Origin of the sequence: Streptomyces sp. BoleA5, from assembly GCF_000373665.1 — a bacterium.
In the GTDB taxonomy this organism is placed as follows: Bacteria; Actinomycetota; Actinomycetes; order Streptomycetales; family Streptomycetaceae; genus Actinacidiphila.
In genome coordinates this window covers 189,905-206,562 of record NZ_KB892154.1, presented here as the reverse complement: position 1 = coordinate 206,562, position 16,658 = coordinate 189,905, and the positions used below count along the sequence as shown (strand labels likewise).

The 16,658-nt window shown below is 72.2% G+C and carries 16 protein-coding genes; 7 read left to right on the top strand and 9 right to left on the bottom strand.

The window, feature by feature from the left end; all coding sequences use genetic code 11:
* Positions 1-5: 5 nt before the first annotated feature.
* A complete protein-coding gene (locus B085_RS0138000; protein ID WP_026251869.1) occupies positions 6-551 on the bottom strand; it encodes a GNAT family N-acetyltransferase in 546 nt (181 codons plus the stop codon).
* A gap of 120 nt (positions 552-671) precedes the next feature.
* Here B085_RS0138000 and B085_RS0137995 point away from each other — a divergent pair, with 120 nt between their 5' ends.
* Both B085_RS0137995 and B085_RS0137990 read left to right on the top strand, forming a co-directional pair.
* Complete coding sequence (locus tag B085_RS0137995; RefSeq protein WP_018563833.1) at positions 672-1,391, top strand: SDR family oxidoreductase; 720 nt, start codon at positions 672-674, stop codon at positions 1,389-1,391.
* 84 nt (positions 1,392-1,475) lie between these two features.
* The gene (locus B085_RS0137990; RefSeq protein WP_018563832.1) at positions 1,476-1,946 is read left to right on the top strand and encodes a winged helix-turn-helix transcriptional regulator; all 471 of its coding nucleotides are present in this window, start codon (positions 1,476-1,478) and stop codon (positions 1,944-1,946) included.
* Positions 1,947-1,975: 29 nt separating this feature from the next.
* On the opposite strand, the gene B085_RS0137985 is transcribed toward B085_RS0137990, so the two are convergent.
* Positions 1,976-2,386, bottom strand: a complete 411-nt coding sequence (locus tag B085_RS0137985) for a DUF3662 domain-containing protein (RefSeq protein ID WP_026251868.1) — start codon at positions 2,384-2,386, stop codon at positions 1,976-1,978.
* Positions 2,387-2,622: 236 nt separating this feature from the next.
* On the opposite strand from B085_RS0137985, the gene B085_RS45070 reads away from it, so the two are divergent.
* Positions 2,623-3,789 (top strand): right-handed parallel beta-helix repeat-containing protein, encoded by a 1,167-nt coding sequence (locus B085_RS45070; protein WP_018563830.1) that lies wholly within the window; start codon positions 2,623-2,625, stop codon positions 3,787-3,789.
* Positions 3,790-3,793: 4 nt separating this feature from the next.
* On the opposite strand, the gene B085_RS0137975 is transcribed toward B085_RS45070, so the two are convergent.
* The 5 genes from B085_RS0137975 to B085_RS0137955 form a co-directional block, all read right to left on the bottom strand.
* Positions 3,794-4,834, bottom strand: a complete 1,041-nt coding sequence (locus B085_RS0137975; RefSeq protein WP_026251867.1) for a serine/threonine-protein kinase — start codon at positions 4,832-4,834, stop codon at positions 3,794-3,796.
* A 356-nt stretch (positions 4,835-5,190) separates the two neighbouring features.
* The gene (locus B085_RS45065) at positions 5,191-6,654 is read right to left on the bottom strand and encodes an amidase family protein (RefSeq protein WP_018563828.1); all 1,464 of its coding nucleotides are present in this window, start codon (positions 6,652-6,654) and stop codon (positions 5,191-5,193) included.
* A gap of 211 nt (positions 6,655-6,865) precedes the next feature.
* Positions 6,866-8,083 (bottom strand): phospholipase D-like domain-containing protein, encoded by a 1,218-nt coding sequence (locus B085_RS0137965; RefSeq protein WP_018563827.1) that lies wholly within the window; start codon positions 8,081-8,083, stop codon positions 6,866-6,868.
* 105 nt (positions 8,084-8,188) lie between these two features.
* A complete protein-coding gene (locus tag B085_RS0137960) occupies positions 8,189-8,716 on the bottom strand; it encodes a DoxX family protein (protein WP_018563826.1) in 528 nt (175 codons plus the stop codon).
* Positions 8,717-8,744: 28 nt separating this feature from the next.
* Positions 8,745-10,196, bottom strand: coding sequence for an amidohydrolase family protein (locus B085_RS0137955; protein ID WP_234018739.1), 1,452 nt, complete (start codon positions 10,194-10,196; stop codon positions 8,745-8,747).
* Between the two features lie 255 nt (positions 10,197-10,451).
* Between B085_RS0137955 and B085_RS0137950 the strand changes: the two genes are divergently transcribed.
* Genes B085_RS0137950 through B085_RS0137940 form a run of 3 tightly spaced genes read left to right on the top strand, consistent with a single transcriptional unit; the run spans position 10,452 to position 13,325 of the window.
* Positions 10,452-11,642: a CaiB/BaiF CoA transferase family protein gene (locus tag B085_RS0137950; protein WP_018563824.1), complete on the top strand. Its 1,191-nt coding sequence runs from the start codon at positions 10,452-10,454 to the stop codon at positions 11,640-11,642.
* On the top strand, positions 11,635-12,465 hold the full coding sequence (locus B085_RS0137945; protein WP_018563823.1) for a citryl-CoA lyase: 831 nt from the start codon (positions 11,635-11,637) through the stop codon (positions 12,463-12,465). The genes B085_RS0137950 and B085_RS0137945 overlap by 8 nt, the downstream gene beginning before the upstream one ends.
* Positions 12,466-12,467: 2 nt before the next feature.
* Positions 12,468-13,325, top strand: coding sequence for a dioxygenase (locus B085_RS0137940; protein WP_018563822.1), 858 nt, complete (start codon positions 12,468-12,470; stop codon positions 13,323-13,325).
* Between the two features lie 44 nt (positions 13,326-13,369).
* On the opposite strand, the gene B085_RS0137935 is transcribed toward B085_RS0137940, so the two are convergent.
* Positions 13,370-14,209 (bottom strand): IclR family transcriptional regulator domain-containing protein, encoded by an 840-nt coding sequence (locus B085_RS0137935; protein ID WP_018563821.1) that lies wholly within the window; start codon positions 14,207-14,209, stop codon positions 13,370-13,372.
* 530 nt (positions 14,210-14,739) lie between these two features.
* Here B085_RS0137935 and B085_RS0137930 point away from each other — a divergent pair.
* On the top strand, positions 14,740-15,591 hold the full coding sequence (locus B085_RS0137930) for a formate/nitrite transporter family protein (RefSeq protein ID WP_018563820.1): 852 nt from the start codon (positions 14,740-14,742) through the stop codon (positions 15,589-15,591).
* A gap of 56 nt (positions 15,592-15,647) precedes the next feature.
* Here B085_RS0137930 and B085_RS0137925 read toward each other — a convergent pair whose 3' ends face one another.
* Positions 15,648-16,574 carry a pirin family protein gene (locus tag B085_RS0137925; RefSeq protein WP_018563819.1) on the bottom strand — a complete coding sequence of 309 codons (927 nt, stop codon included), beginning with the start codon at positions 16,572-16,574 and terminating at the stop codon, positions 15,648-15,650.
* Positions 16,575-16,658: the final 84 nt, after the last annotated feature.

Genomic DNA, 16,658 nt, shown 5'->3' with positions numbered 1-16,658 from the left:
CCATGCTAGGCCGCGCCGGGCGCGCCGGCGGCGATCCGGTACAGCACGTTGGGGCGCAGCGGCCCCGCGGGGGCAGTGGGGTCGTCGAAGTCGCCCGCGAGGTCGCGGGTCATGCCGATACGGTCCATGACGGCCTGGGAACGGAGGTTCCCGGCGGTGGTCACCGCGAGGATCTCGGAAAGCCCGAGAGTGCCGAAGCCGAAGGCCAGGACGGCCCGGGCGGCCTCGGTGGCGTAGCCCTTGCCCCACGCCCCACGGGCCAGGCGCCAGCCGATCTCCACTCCGGTGAAGGGCAGGCCGTCGTCCACCCGGTCCAGCCCCGCGAAGCCGGCGAACTCCCCGCCGGCCAGCACCTCGACGGCCCACCAGCCGTAGCCGCGCTCGTCGAACTCGGCCAGGAACCGGGCCACGGAGGCGTCGCTCTGCTCCCGGGTCAGCGGCTCCCCCAGGTGCTCGCGCACCTCGGGGTCGGCGTTCATCGCCGCCCAGGGCGCGAGGTCGCGGTCGTGCCAGCGGCGGAGGAGCAGGCGTTCGGTGCGCAGTTCGATCACGCCGCCCAGCCAACGGGAGCCACGGCCCGCGTGCAAGAGGTTTTCCAGCTGAGTTGCTTTTCTAAATTCAGCTGACCTAGATTGGAGATACCTACCCAGCACAACGGAACGAGCGCCCCCATGGACATCAAGAACTCCGTCGCCGTCGTGACCGGAGCCGGCCGCGGCCTCGGCCGCCACCTGGCCACCCAGCTGCTGGACCGGGGCGCCGCCAAGGTCTACGCGGGCGTCCGCAACCCCGACGCCCTCGACCTGCCGGGCGTCGAACCGCTCCGGCTGGACATCACCGACCCCGAATCGGTCGCCAGGGCGGCCCGGGCCGCCGCCGACGCCACCCTCGTGATCAACAACGCGGGGATCAGCACCCACGTGGGACTGGCCGACGGGGACATGGCGGACATCCGCCTGGAGATGGAGACCCACTTCTTCGGCTCCCTGGGCGTCACCCGGGCCTTCGCACCCGTGATCGCCGCCAACGGCGGCGGGGCCCTCCTCAACGTCCTGTCCATCCTGTCCTGGATCCACCTGCCGGGATACGGCGGCTACAGTGCGGCCAAGGCCGCCGAGCTGGCCATGACCAACGTCGTACGGCGGGAGCTCGCGCCCTCCGGGATCGACGTCACCGCGCTCCACGTCGGCTACATGGACACGGAGATGGCCGACTACGTCGCCCCCGAAGACAAGGTGGACCCCGCATGGGTGGCGGGCCTGGCCCTGGACGGCATCGAGCAGCGGGCGCTGGAAGTCGTCGTCGGCGACCGGAGCCGCGCCGTCAGGGCGGCGCTGTCGGGCGGTCTCGAACTGCTCTACCCCGACCTGCCCGCACCGAAGGCCCTCTGATCCGGGACGGGAGCCGGTCACCAGCCGGCCACCGCCGCGACGACGGCTGAATTGGAAATGTCAAGCCAGAGGTGGCATCGGGACATGTCCAGCGCCCATACCACCGGCGGCGAAAAGACCGTCTGCTCGATCGCCCGGACCCTGGAGGTCGTCGGGGACAAGTGGACGCTGCTCGTCCTGCGCGAGGCGGCACTGCGCGGAGTGACGCGCTTCGCGGACTTCCGCCGGGAGCTCGGCATCGCCCCGGATCTGCTCACCGGCCGCCTGGGCTCGCTCGTGACCGAGGGGATCATGGAGAAGCGGCCGTACCGGGAGCCCGGCAGCCGCACCCGGTACAGCTACCACCTGACCCCGGCGGGCGAGGAGCTGCGACTGATCCTCGCGGCGCTCCAGCAGTGGGGCGACGTGCACCGGACCCCCGCGCGGGGCCCGGGCCACCTGCGCCGCTCGGGGACGGGGGGCCGCCCGGTCAGCGTCGCCTTCGTCGACGACGCGGGCACCGTACTCCCGCTGACGGAAGTGGAGTTCACCCCTTCACAGGGCGGCACGCGCTGACCTCGGCCCACCGCAGGCGGGCAGGTCGTTCACGGCAGCCCGGGCGCGATCCGGGCGAGCGCGTCCGCACGGATCCGGCTCATGGGGTTGCTGCTCACCCGGTAGCGCCCGTTGGGCACGTGGGCGGACCGCACGATGCGCACGGTGACCGGGCCCGCCCACTCGTAGCCGCGCCGGTCCGCGTGCCGCAGCAGGGAATCCGTCAGCGCCTCCCCCACCCGGGCCCGGTGCGGAACCAGTTCCCGGTGCGGGGTGTCGGCGAGTTCGACCGTGTACACGTTCGGCACCACCACACGGGTCGGACCGCACACCACCGCCCGCCCGTCACACTCGCGGCGCAGGGCGTCGAGCAGTTCGACCGGCTCCCGCCGGCGCACCCTCGCCACCAGCGCCCGCTCCCAGTGCTCGATCACCCGTTCCCATCGCGTCAGAGCTCCCATGACGATGCGCCTGCCCGGGGCGCGGGCCCTGATGCCGGTGCGGCCACCCCATCAGCCGTACGGGGTCGATTCCCGGCCACCGGACCCGGCGCCCCCATGGCTCCCGGGCCCATCGGCCGATCAGGGCATCGTCACCCGCGTGCCGTGCGCTCTGGAGTGGCGAGGTGTCACATCCGTCCATAGCGTCTGTTTCCGGCTGATGCTGATCACATATCACGGGAAGCAGGTGCACACACATGAAGCTCTGTCGGTCCCGCAGGGCCGTCGTCGCGGCGGCCGCCACGGCGACCATCGTGGGGGGCGCGGTCGCGTGCGGCGGCGAGTCGCAGCCCACGGCCTCGCAGTCCGCGTCCTCGCAGTCCGCGGACGCGCAGAAGAAGATCTCCGTCCGCGCGGGAGAATCCATCCAGTCGGCGGTGGACCGTGCCGAGCCCGGCCAGGTCATCGACATCGCGGCCGGCACGTACCACGAGAGCGTCCAGATCAGCACGCCGCGGCTGACGCTCCGCGGGGCGGGCGCGGGCACCGTCATCTCCCCGAGCGCGAAGGGCGACGAGAACGCCTGCGCCAAGGCGGGCAAGGGGATCTGCGTCAGCGGTACGGCGCAGAAGAAGCCCTCCGACGTGACGCTGGAGTCGCTGACCGTCGCCGGGTTCAAGAAGGCCGGCATCCACGCGACGGGGGCCGACGGACTGCAGGTCCTCCGCGTCACGGCGCGGGACAACAAGGTGCAGGGCATCCTCGTGGAGAAGTCGGTCCGCACCGTCTTCCGTGACAACACCGCCCGCAACAACGCCGATTCCGGCATCTTCCTCGCCAACTCCATGGACACCGAGGGCGGTGCCCTCGACACCAAGGGCGCCGTCATCGAGGGCAACAAGCTGTCGGAGAACCGGATCGGCGTCGGTCTGCGCCGCGTCCGGGGCGTCAAGGTCGAGAACAACCAGATCACCGGCAACTGCGGCGGCGTCTTCGTCGTGGGCGACGAGGGCGTCCCGCGCGGCGGTGCGCTGACCGTCACCCACAACACGGTGACCGGTAACAACAAGTACTGCGCGGCCAGCGCCCGCCTGCCGTTCATCCAGGGCACGGGCATCCTGCTCACCGGCGTCGAGAAGACCGTCGTCACCAACAACGACGTACGCGACAACAGCGGGAAGTCCCCCATGTCCGGGGGCATCGTGCTCTTCGGCAGCGTCGTGGGGACGTCCAACTCCGACAACTCCATCCGCGACAACGTCGCCCGCGGCAACAAGCCGGCCGACCTCGCCAACCGCGATCTCAAGGGCAAGGGCAACACGTTCGTCAACAACACGATGGAGACCACCGAGCCCAAGCAACTGCCCAACAGCTCGCCCAGCGTCGCGCCGAGCACCGCACCCAGCGTCGCCCCCAGCAGCTGACGTCCTAGGGACCCGACAGACGACGGAAGACCGCCCGGGCCCACATCGGCGGGTCCGGCGGCGGTCCCGGCGGCGCGGGGACCGCCGCCGCCCGGGGCGTCACCCGGGTGACCTGGTCGTCGGGGGAACCGCTCCGCCTGACCGCCACGTCCGGCCCGGCCGCGGCCGCGGCCGCCCGCAGGGCGCCCACGAACTCCAGGCAGGATTCGAAACGGTCCTCGGGGACCTTCGCGAGCGCCTTGGCCATCGCGTCGTCCATGCCCGGCGGGATGTCCGGCCGCCGCTCGGTCAGAGGTGGCGGCTGGTCGTACTGGTGCGCCCACAGCAGGGCCATGTCCTCCTCGCGCTCGAAGGGCAGGCCCCCGGTCAGGCTCTCGTAGACGACGCAGGCCAGGCTGTACTGATCGCAGCGGCCGTCCACCGGGCGCCCCGATATCTGCTCCGGTGCCACGTAGTCCAGCGTGCCGACGAACTCGCCGACGGTGGTGAATCCGGTCAGCGACAGCGACTTCTTCGTCAGCCCGAAATCCGTGAGATAGACGTGCTCGGGGTGGTCGCTGTCGGTGCCCTTGGCGACGAGCACGTTCCCCGGTTTCACGTCCCGGTGCACCAGGTCGTGCTCGTGCGCCGCGTCCAGCGCGGAGGCCACCTGCGTGGCGATGCGCAGGGCGGTGGGGACGGGGAGCGGACCGTCGCGGTCGAACAGCGCCCGCAGATCGAGGCCCGAAACGTAACGCATCGCGATGTAGAGGACACCGTCGGTCTCCCCCGCCTCGAAGATCGGCACGATGTGGGGATGGTCGATGGCGGCGGCCACCCGCGACTCGTGCGTGAAACGGCGGCGGAAGGTGTCGTTGCGGGCCAGCTCGGGGGCGAGCAGCTTCAGCGCCACCATGCGGTCGAGCCGCAGGTCCCGGGCGCAGTACACCACGGCCATTCCGCCGCGGCCGATCTCCCGCTCCACGCGGTACCCGGCGATCTGGGCCCCGATGAGCCCGGAGGACCGCCCGGCGTACACACTCACGTCATGCGGAATCGAGTTCATCGCGTACCACCGCCACGCGGCCGGACACCGGAGGGACTTCCCCGCCCCTTTCCTGAAGTGTATCGAGTGGGCCCGGGCACTTCGCGTCCACGCGTTTCCCCGGCAGGCCGAGGAACGGTTCCCGGGTCCTGTCGGCTCCGACAGAGGTGGACGTTGCCCATCTGAGGTCCGCGATCACCGCGCGCAAGGCCCCGCCGTACGCCGGTCACGCCGCAGCCGGTCGTCCCGGCGCCCGCCGTACCCCGCGCGCTTGCGACCTCGGTGCACGAGCCTTCCCCGTCCCTCCGGATCACACGCCGGCCGCTCATGGGAGGGACCGCCCCGCTCGTGCGGGGCGGTCCCACGCGCCGGCGCCGTCAGCGCTCCGCGTCCGCCGCCCTCGGCGCCGGCACGGCGGGCGAACGGCGGCGCAGCAGGGTGGGGTTGACGGTGGACGGCGGCCTGCGCAGCCGGGTCGCCTGCTCGTAGTCGTACGCGTAGCCGAGGAGCAGCGGCTCGCTCCACGCCCGTCCGAGGAAGGTGATGTTGAACGGCCTGCGGTTGGCCGCCAGGTAGCCCGCGGGGACGGTGACCGAGGGGTAGCCCGCCTTGGCGCCGATGGACGAGCTGCCGCTGTTCACGAACAGCAGGGCGGTGACGTCGTGTTCGGCCATGAGGGCGTCGATGCGGTCCTTGCTCTCCGCCACATCCCGGGCGCGGGCGGCCTTGTACTCCAGGGTGTCCGCGCTGTCCGGACCGAGGTCCCTGGCCTGCGCGGCGAGGGCGAGCGTCTGCCCGAACTTCAGGGCGAGGCCCGCGTGGGCCTCGTTGTGGGCGATCACGTCGGCGAGGGTGCGCACCGGCGCGCCCTCGGGCAGCCGCGCGAGGTAGGCGTTGAGGTCGCGCTTGAACTCGTGGCTCAGCACCGGGGAGGCGACGTCGTACCGGCGGCGCGCCTCGATGCCGACGTCGACGAGTTCGGCGCCGCATCGCGCCAGCGCGTCCAGGGCCGCGTCCCAGAGGGCGCGTTCGTCCGTGCCGTCCTCGGGCGCCTGTTCCGCGACGACACCGATGCGCGCGCCGCGCAGGGCATCGGGTGACAGGTCGGTGGTGAAGTCGTGGCCTTCGAGGGGGTTGGCGGCGGTGGCCGGGTCCTCGGGATCGGTGCCGGTGACGACGGTGAGCAGGGCGGCGGCGTCCGCGACGGTCCGGGTCATCGGGCCCGCGGTGTCCTGGCTGGAGGCGATGGGCACGATGCCGGTGCGGCTGACCAGGCCCAGGGTGGGCTTCACCCCGACCCCCGACGTGGCCGACGCCGGGCTGAGGATGGAACCGTCCGTCTCGGTGCCGAGGGTGACGGCGGCCAGTCCGGCCGCGGCGGCGACCCCCGAACCGGCGCTGGAGCCGCTCGGCGTCTCGCTCAGGTCGTACGGGTTGAGCACCTGGCCGGCGAGCGAGCTGTAACCGCTGGGCATGCCGACGGTCAGGTAGTTGGCGAACTCGGTGAGGTTCGCCTTGCCGAGGATCACCGCCCCCGCCTCGCGCAGCCGGGTCACCAGCGGGGCGTCCTGGGCGGGGTACGAGCCGGCGAGCACCACCGAGCAGGCGGTGGTCGGCATGCCGAGGACGTCGATGTTGTCCTTCACGAGCACCGGTATGCCCAGCAGCGGCCCGCCGGGGTCGCCGCCGGCCCTGCGGGCGTCGGCCGCCGCGGCCTCCTCCAGGGCGGCGGGATTGACGCAGCGCACCGCGTTCAGGGCCGGTCCGCCGACGTCCAGGTCCTCGATGCGCCGCAGGTAGGCGCGGGTGAGGGAGACGCTCGTGATGCGGCCCGAGGCCATCAGGGCGGACAGCTCCGCGACCGTCGCGACCTCCAGGTCGGCCGGGAACGCCTCGTGCCGCGCCGCGTCGGTCCGGCTGTCTGGCGCAGCCGGTTCGGTGCCGGTGTTGACGTCGATGTCGCCCTCCAGGGTGAACGGTGCGCTGACGCGACCGGGGTGCGTACGCCCCGCGCTGCCGTCCTGCGGGGCGTCACCATCATCCTCGCCCTCCTCACAGGAAGCGGCGGATGGGCGCGGTCGCCGCCTCCTGGGCCCGCTCCAGTGCCGACCGGTCGCGCCAGCGGGTGCCGTCCACGGGCTCGCTGCGCAGCAGGTCCTCGTCGAAGTGGGCGTCGAGGACGGAGGTGAAGGACTCGTCGAGCACCGCCAGCATGACCTCCTCGTCGTGGTCGAGGGAGCGGCGGTTGAAGTTGGTCGAGCCGATCAGGGTGGCCACCCCGTCCATGGTGATCACCTTGGCGTGCATCATCGTCGGCTGGTAGTGCCAGATCCGCACGCCGCAGTCGATGAGCCGCTGGTAGTAGCGCTGCCCGGCGAGCTGGCAGACGCGCTTGTCGGTGTGCGGGCCGGGCAGCAGGATCTCGACGTCCACCCCGCGCGCCGCCGCGTGGCAGAGCAGGCCGACGAAGTACGGGTCGGGCGCGAAGTAGGCGGTCGCGAGCCGGATGCGCTGCTCCGCGGAGGCGATCACCACTCGGAGCAGGGTGCGCATGTCCTGCCAGCCGACGCTCGCCGAGCCGCGGACGACCTGGACGATCGCGCCTCCGCTCTGCTCGTGCTCGCCGAAGCGGTCGCGTGCGTCGAAGAGCCCGTTGCGCCGGCATTCGGCCCAGTTCTGGGCGAAGGCCGCGGCCAGCCCGTCCACGGCGGGGCCGGTGACCCGGACATGGGTGTCCCGCCATTCCCCGGGGTGCCGGGCGTCGCCGCACCACTCCTCGGCGATGCCGACGCCGCCGGTGAAGGCCACCTCGGCGTCGACCACGAGGACCTTGCGGTGGCAGCGGTGGTTCTGCTTGAACGGCGAGAGCCGCACCGGCTTGCGGAACCAGGCGACGTCCACGCCGGCCCGGTCCAGACCGTCGAGCAGTTCCTGCTCGATCAGCCGCCCCCCGAAGCCGTCCAGGAGCAACCGCACCCGCACCCCCTCCGCCGCCTTGGCGGCCAGCGCGTGCGCGAAGTCGCGCGCGATCTGGCCGCGCCAGTAGACGAAGGTGGTCATGTCGACGGTGTGCTTCGCCGCGCGGATCGCGTCCAGCATCGCGGGGAAGATCTCGTCCCCGTTCCGCAGCGCCTGGAGGCAGTTGCCCTCGGTCGCGGCGATGCCGATCAGCCGTTCGAGGCGGCGGCGCAGCTCCTGCTTTCGGTCGGCGGCGGAGCGCTCCGGCCGGTCTCCCTCCGCGCGGTCGGTCTCCTCCAGCGAAGCGCCCATGCCGTCGTGCCCCCCGGTTCCGGTTCCGCCGCGGCCCGTCCGGCCGCGGCGTCGCGTGGCGTACTCCAGCCGTATGCCCGGCCGGAGGCGGCTTATCCGGAGTGACTACGCGTTCTCGTGGGGCTCGCGGGACTCCTTCCTGCTCCGCAGCACCCTGGCGCGGCCGGCCAACGGCACCGTCGCCGCGAGGAGCCCGGCCGCCAGCGCGGCGGCGCCCCAGGCGGGGGCGGGCCGCCAGCTCAGGCCGAGGACGTGGTCGAGCGACCACTCCCCCGGCCCGGTGAAGCCGAGGCACGCGGCGATCGCGCCGTAGAGGAACGGTACCTCGCAGCCGCCCTTCAGCGCCCAGAAGCCGTTCGGCGCCGTCGAGGCGGCGGCCACCGTCATCGTGCCGACGACGACCGCGCAACCGCCGGGCGTCAGCAGTCCGGACGCGACCGACGCCGCTCCGGTCAGCTCGGCCACGCCGGCGACCAGCGCCATCCGCGGCCCGGGGACGACTCCGTAGCCCTCGAACACGGCGCCGGTGCGGGCCAGGCCCGACCCGCCGAACCAGCCGCGCAGTTTCTGCGTGGCGTGGCCGAAGAGCAGTGCGGCGAGCAGCAGTCGGAGCAGCAGCAGCCCCAGGGTCATCTCTCGGTTCTCCTTCGTGTCACCCGGGTCACCGGCCGTGCGTCGAGGCGCTGCGGTAGTCGGTGTAGGTGTACGGGTTGTCGAGCACCTTCGTCTCGGGGACGTCGGGGTTCATCCCCTTGCGCCACTCCTCCTCGCCCATGGCGGACCGCAGATGGTCGACGGTCTGCTCGACCTCGCGCCGCACCGCGGCCAGGTCGACGCCGAGCAGCCGGTGCTCGTGCTTGACGACCCGTCCGTCGACGAGCACGGTGTGCACGTCGCCGCGCTGCGCCTGGAAGGCCACCTGCCCGTACGGGTTGAGCAGCGGGAAGGAGACCGGCGAGTGGTCGTTCTTCAGCAGGACGATGTCGGCCTTCTTCCCAACCTCCAGGCTGCCCAGGTCCCGCTCGCGGCCGAGGGCCCGGGCTCCGCCGAGGGTGGCCCACTCCACCACCTGGTCGGCGCGCAGCGCGCAGTGGGTGACGGTCTCGCCCTGCGCGTGCGCCTCCAGGTGCGCGCGGGCGCGGTCGGCGCCGAGGGTGGTGCGCATGGCGGAGAAGAGGTCGCCGCTCCACCACACGCTGGTGTCCATCGACAGGGAGACGGGGATGTCGTGCGAGCGGATGGCCCAGGTCGTCGGGTAGCCCTGGCCGGCGCTCTGCTCGCTCTCGGTCGACACGGAGACCGAGCCGCCGGTGGCCGCGATGCGGTGGTATGAGTCGGCGCTGAGCGTGGAGGCGTGTACGTACACCGTCTGCGGGGTCATGAAGCCGTTCTCGTACATCAGGCGGATGCCGTCGTCGTCGGTGGCGCCCCACACCCCGGCGTGGGTGGTGACTGCGACGCCCAGTTCGCGGGCCACCTCGAAGGCGGGCTTCTCGGGGAAGGCGGGGTCACCCGTGACGTCGAAGGCGAGCTGGAATCCGAGCATGTCGTCGCCGTCGACGCGGCGGCTGACGAAGTCGCGGAACTCCGGCGCCGCGGTCCATTCCGCGGGCGCCTGCTGGATGTTGCCGTACGCCAGGACGAAACGGCCCGGCACGGACCGCAGGGCGTCGACGGCGGCGTCGGCGTGGTCGACGGTCTGCAGGCCGTGGGACCAGTCGACGACGGTCGTGACGCCCGCGTCGAGCGCCTCCACCGCGGCGAGCCGGTTGCCGGCGTGCACGTCCTCGGGGCGGAACTTCCTGCCGTGCTCCAGGTAGTACCAGACGAAGTACTGCGTGAGGGTCCAGTCTGCGCCGTAACCGCGCATCGCGGTCTGCCACATGTGCCGGTGCGTGTCGATCATGCCCGGCATGACGACGCCGCCCGTGGCGTCGATCTCCACCGTCCCGTCGGGCACGGCCAGTCGCGGACCGACCGCAGCGATCCGGTCGTCGACGACGAGCACATCGGTGTCCGCGAGGACCTCGCGCTCACGGTTGACGGGCAGCACGGTCCCACCGCGCAGAACAATGGGCCGCCCCGGGCTGAATGCCTCGACCTTATCCATCATGAACTCCCTTGGCCGCTTGACGGACATGGGTACGCTATTCGGCCATCGAACCGAGCGCTAGCCTTCAGACGCGGTTAGGGAGCCATGGGCCCCGAAGCGGCCCAGACCCTGTCGCAGAACGAGACACCGCAGCAACGGCAGGGCTTCTGACCGGCAATGGCGTTGCCGATCAGCCTTGACGCCCCCGGCTTTCCGCAACAGAATCACAGGTACGGACGGCTGTCCGTTCTGCGGTCAGATGAAAGGTGACACTGGATGTCAGAGAGCACCGCGCCCGCGCGACCGGGCCCGGCGGGCCCGCTGTCCGGGCTGCTGGTGGCCGACTTCTCCCGGATCCTCGCCGGGCCCTACGCCACGATGCTGCTGGCGGACCTCGGCGCGGACGTCGTCAAGGTCGAGGGTCCGCACGGGGACGACACCCGCAGCTGGACGCCCCCGGTACGGGACGGGGTGTCCACCTACTACCTCGGCGTCAACCGCGGGAAGCGTTCCGTCGCGCTCGACCTGCGCGACGAGGCCGATCGGGAGGCGGCGCGCGAACTCGCGCGCCGGGCGGACGTCGTCATCGAGAACTTCCGGCCCGGCGGCCTCGTCAAGTACGGCCTGGACTACGCGTCCGTGCGCACCGGCAACCCGGCCGTCGTCTACGCGTCCATCAGCGGCTTCGGCTCCGGCGCCGGGCGCGACGTGCCCGGCTACGACCTGATGGTGCAGGCCGTCTCCGGGCTGATGAGCCTCACCGGGGAGCCCGGCGGCCCGCCGTACCGGGCCGGGATCTCGGTCTTCGACGTCATGGCGGGCAACCACGCCGCCATCGGCATCCTCGCCGCCCTGCGGCACCGCGACGCCTCGGGCGAGGGCCAGCACGTCGAGGTCAACCTGCTGTCGTCGGCGCTGACCGGACTGGTCAACCACAGCTCGGCCTACGTGGCCGGGGGCGAGGTCCCGTACCGGATGGGCAACGCGCACCCGAGCGTCTTCCCGTACGAGCCGCTCCCCACGGCCGACAACGACCTGATCGTGGCCGCCGCCAACGACGGCCAGTTCCGCAAGCTGTGCGAGGTCCTCGGCATCCCCCGGATTCCCGAGGACCCGCGGTTCGCGCGCAACGCCGACCGCACCGCGAACCGGGAGGAGCTGCGGCCGCTGCTCGTGGAGCAGCTGGTCAAGCGCGGCGCGAACGAATGGTTCGAGCTGCTGGTCGAAGCAGGAGTGCCGAGCGGGCCGATCAACACCATCGACGGCGGCTTCGCCATGGCCGAGCGGTTCGGGCTCGACCCGGTCGTCACCGTCGGTGAAGGAGAGCGCGCGGTGCCCACGACCCGCCACCCGGTCACCTTCTCGGCCACGCCCGCCGTCTACCGGCTGCCGCCTCCGGGGCTCGACGAGCACGGCGCCGAACTGCGGGCGTGGCTGGCCCGGGACCCGGAGGACACCCGTGACTGACCCGTCCGCGCCCGGCGGCTACCCCACCGCGCTGGGCGCCTCGGACCGCACCCGCATCACCCTGCTCGGGCAGGACCTCGCCCAGGACGTCATGGGCGAGGTCGGCTTCGGTGAACTCGCCTTCTGGCTGGCGACGCAGCGCCGCCCGAGCCGTGGCGAGACCCGGGTCTTCGAGGCCGTTCTCGCGGCCCTGGCCGACCACGGCTTCACGCCCACGGCCATCGTCACCCGGCTCACGTACCTGTCCGCGCCGGACTCCGTCCAGGGCGCGCTCGCCGCGGGCCTGCTCGGCGGCGGCTCCCGCTTCCTCGGCGTCACCGAGGACACCGGGAACTTCCTGCACGAGGCGCTGGCCGCGCACGGCGAACCGCCCCGCGACGACACCGGCTGGGACGAGCTGGCGCTGCGTCTGGTCCGCGAGCAGCGGGCGGCCGGCCGGTTCGTCCCGGGCCTTGGCCACCACGTGCACAAGGACGGCGACCCGCGCACGCCCCGGCTGATGGACATCGCCTCCGAGGAGGGCCAGTTCGGCCCGCACCTGTCGCTGTTCGCCGCCATCGGCCGGGTGCACCCCCAGGTCCTCGGCAAGACCCTGCCGCTCAACGGCGCGGGCGTCTGCGGGGCCGCACTCGCCGACCTCGGACTGCCGCTGCCGCTGCTGCGCGGCTTCGCCCTGCTCGCACGCACCGCCGGGCTCATCGGCCAGCTCGCCGAGGAGATGCGCAATCCGGTCGCGAACGACATCTTCCTCTCCGTCGACCTGAACAACCGGCCCGTCCCGCCCCAGCCGGACACCGAATCCGCAGGGAACACCAAGGAGTGACCATGTTCGTCAACGAGGACAACCTCACCGAGCTGGCGGCCCAGCGCTGGGCGACCTCCCACGACCCGCGCCAGGCGCGGCTGATGTCCGCCCTGGTCCGCCATCTCCACGCGTTCGCCCGCGAGGTGGAGCTCGGGGAGGACGAGTGGATGGCCGCGATCCAGTGGCTGGCGGAGGCGGGCCGGATCAGCGACGCCAAGCGCCAGGAACTGATCCTCGCCTCGGACGTGTTCGGGCTGAGCACGCTGGTGGTGCAGCTGAACAACAGGTTCGCGCCCCAGGCCACCCCCGCCACCGTCCTCGGCCCGTTCCACATCGACGGATCACCCGCCGCCCCGTACGGCTTCGACATGTCCGACGGCATCCCCGGAACACCGCTGTTCGTCACCGGCAAGGTCACCGACCTGGAGGGCAAGCCCGTCCCCGGAGCGGTCCTCGACGTGTGGCAGGCGGACGCCGACGGCGCCTACGAGGCGCAGCTCCCCGAGATCGACGAAGCCCGGCTGCGCGCGAAGTACCAGGCCCGGGAGGACGGCACCTACTGCGTCCGCACCATCGCCCCCCGCGGATACGCGATCCCCATGGACGGACCGGTCGGCGACCTGATCAGCACCACCGACATCAGCCACTTCCGCCCCGCGCACGTCCACTTCCTGATCCACGAGCCCGGGTACGAGAAGCTGATCACCCATCTGTTCCAGGAGGGCAGCGAGTACCTGGACAGCGACGTCGTCTTCGGCACCAAGGAAGCGCTGGTGGTGCGGTTCGACGAACGGCCGGCGGGACCCGCCCCCGACGGCACGACGCTCGACGTCCCGTATCTGCTGGCCGAGTTCGACTTCGTCCTGCAGCCCGCCTGACCGACCGGCCCGCACCGGCCGCCGGACGGCGGATGCCGGACGCGTCAGCCCGCGGCGGTGGCGCCGGGGGCCGGCACGGCGGCCGGCCGGACCTCGCCGTGCGGGCGGCTCTGCCACAGCGCCCAGTCCGCCGAGACGTCCCCGGCCGCACGCAGCAGCAGGGGGAGGTAGGTGCCGGTGAGCACGTCCACCCCGGTCTCGGCTGCGTGCACGGTGACGTTCATCGCCGCGCGTACCGCCCCGTCGCCGTCCCGCACGGGCACGGCGACCGACCGTACGCCGGGCGCGAGTTCCTCGTCGGCCAGCGCCCAGCCGCGGGCCCGGACCGTGCGCAGTTCCGCGGCGAACTCCTCGGGCGTCGGCCGCGGGAAGCCGGGAAGCCCGGAGCGGCTGGGCTCGGCCAGGACCGCCTCCAGTTCCTCCGGGCCCAGGGCCGCGAGCAGCACCTTGCCCTGGGATGTCTGCGGGGCGGGGAACCGGGTGCCGATGTCCACCCGCAGCGCGATGATCTTCGGCACGGAGACCCGGGCCACGTAGACGATGTCCGAGCCGTCCAGCTGCGCCATCGAGGACGACTCCCCGGTCCGCGCGACCAGCGCCTCCATGTGGGGACGGGCCACGTCCCACAGGCCGAGCGAGCCCACGTAGGACATGCCCAGCCGCAGCACGCGCGGGGTGAGGGAGAACGCGCCCTGGTCGGTGCGGACGTAGCCGAGCTCCTCCAGCGTCAGCAGCAGACGCCGCGCGGTCGGCCGCGCCAGCCCCGTGGCGGCGGCGATCTCGCTGAGCGTCAGCCGGCGGTGCCGGGCGTCGAAGCAGCCGAGCACGTCCAGCCCGCGGGCCAGTGCCTCCACGAAGTCCGGACCGCTTCCGCGCCCTGCCATCGGATGCCTCCCGCGTCCACGTCGGCTATGCCCGCTCCACCGGTGACCGCAGGGCGGACCGCCCGCAGACGGCGTCGCGCCTGCGTCCGTTCCCCTTCGCCGGCCCCGACCGCGCGGGCATCCTTTCGGCGGCCATTATACGGACGATCGTCCGCGACTGCCCCGGCCCGGAAGGACCCGGGCGCGCTTCGGCCGCACGCCCGGCTGCCGGCATTCCACGGACAGAGGCGGCCGGTCAGTAGTTTCCTGTGCCACCCACCAGCGAAGGACAATACGGTCCGGCATTCGGCGCCCCCCTCCACCGCCCCCCTCACACCCGCCCCATCTGCGGCTCCATCCGTAACAGAGCGCCACTTTACCGATGACTGAATTCCCGTTGACCCGGGCTTGCGTCATGGATTGCCCATCGATGGGAGAAATCACCTTTCCTTTTGTGACGTGCAACTCCTTTTCCTTTTCGACGCCTCCTCCGACCTAGCATCGGGAAACGCAGGACGGACATTCCGGTACATCAGTGAAGAGGTGACACCATGCCGATCCCCGTGTCCCAGGCCCTCGACGAGCAGGGGCGGACCGCCGCCGACAAGGCCGCCGGCCTCCTCAGCCCGGGCCGCTATCTGGTCAGCTCCCTGCTGGCCGGCGCGTTCATCGGGATCGCGGCGGTGCTGCTGCTCACGGTCACCGGACCGCTGGCGGCCGCGGGGTCGCCGTTCACGAAGCTCGTCCAGGGCCTGCTCTTCGCCGTGGGGCTCATCCTGGTGGTCTTCGCCGGCGCCGAACTCGCCACCGGCAACATGATGACGAGCGTCCAGGGCGTCCTCGTCCGCAGCATCAGCGGTGCCAACGCGGCCGCCCTGATCGTCGGTTCGTTCGTGGGCAACCTCATCGGGTCCGTCCTCTTCGCCCTGGTGGTGCACGGCAGCGGGGTCATCGGCGCCGGTGCCGCTCCCGGGCACACCGCGCCGGCCCTCGCTCTGCTCACCACCCTGCTCAAGACGAAGGCCGCGGAGTCCGGCTCAGCGCTGTTCTTCCGCGGTGTGCTCTGCAACTTCCTGGTCTGCCTGGGCGTGTGGATGGCCGCGCGGACAAAGTCGGACGGCGCCAAGATCACAGTGATCTTCTGGGCCCTGCTGGCGTTCGTCGGCTCCGGCTTCGAGCACGTCGTGGCCAACATGACGTACTACTCGCTGGGGATGTTCGAGCACGTGCCGGACGCGACGGCCGCCGGATTCGCGCGCAACCTGCTGTTCGTGGGCCTCGGCAACCTCGTCGGCGGCGGCCTGCTGGTCGGCGCCGCGTACGCCTTCCTGGGCCGCGGCAGGCCGGGGAGGCCCGCCGGCGGGGCCGCACCCGTCGAGGCTCCGGAGTCGGTCACGGCCTGAGCGGCACGGGCCGGTCCGGCGGCGGACCCGGGAGGGCCACCGCCGGACCGCGCCGGTCAGTGCGTGTTCCCCCGCGACTTCAGGGGCACGTGCGGCAGTTCCGGCGCGGGCAGCGCGTCACCGTCGTAGCCCGCGACCTCACCGAACCGGGTGCCCGTCATCCAGTCGGTGCGGGCCTGTTCGATGTCCTCCTGCGTACGGCCGATGAAGTTCCACCACATGATGATCCGCTCCCCGAAGGGCGGACCCCCGAGCAGCACCGCCCGGGCGGGGGTGTCCGCGTGGTTGGTCAGGGTCAGGGTGTCGCCGCCGGGAGCCAGGTAGCCGAGATCGGCCGGGCTCAGCCGTGTGCCGGCCATCTCGACGTCGCCGCTGTCGACGAGCAGGCCGTGCTCGTGGGCCGGGTCGATCGCAAGAGTGACGGTCGCGCCGGGGTCGAGGGCGAGTTCGGCGCCGAGCAGCGGGGTGAAGGTCGCCACCGGCGAGGTGTCGCCGGCCAGGGACCCCAGGAACACCCGCACCACAGCCCCGCCGAGCGCCACGGGCCTCGGGACGTAGTGCTGGAAGGCGGGGGCGGTGTCACGGTCCCGCTCGGGGAGCACGACCCACAGCTGGACACCGTGCAGGACCGTGGTGCGCTCGGTGGAGACCTCGGAGTGGCTGATGCCGTGCCCGCCGGTCATGAGGTTGAGCTCGCCGGGCCGCACGTAGGCGTGCGTCCCGAGGCTGTCGCGGTGCTCTATCTCGCCGCTGAACAGCCAGCTCACGGTCTGGAGCCCGATGTGCGGGTGAGGCGCGACGTCCATGCCTCCGGTGTCGGAGACGTCGTCCGGACCGTAGTGGTCGGCGAAGCACCAGGCGCCGATGAGCGAGCGGTTCCGCTGCGGCAGGGTGCGCCGCACCGTCATCGCGCGGGGACCGCCGAGCGGGACGTCGCGGGCGGACAGGATCTCCACGGCGGCCTCCGCCTGGGACTCGCTCATGTCGCGCTTCTCACACAACGACTGCTTCGAATTTCAACAATCATGGTGGTGATGATACGGCGATGCCCGCGACGGACGACGGCG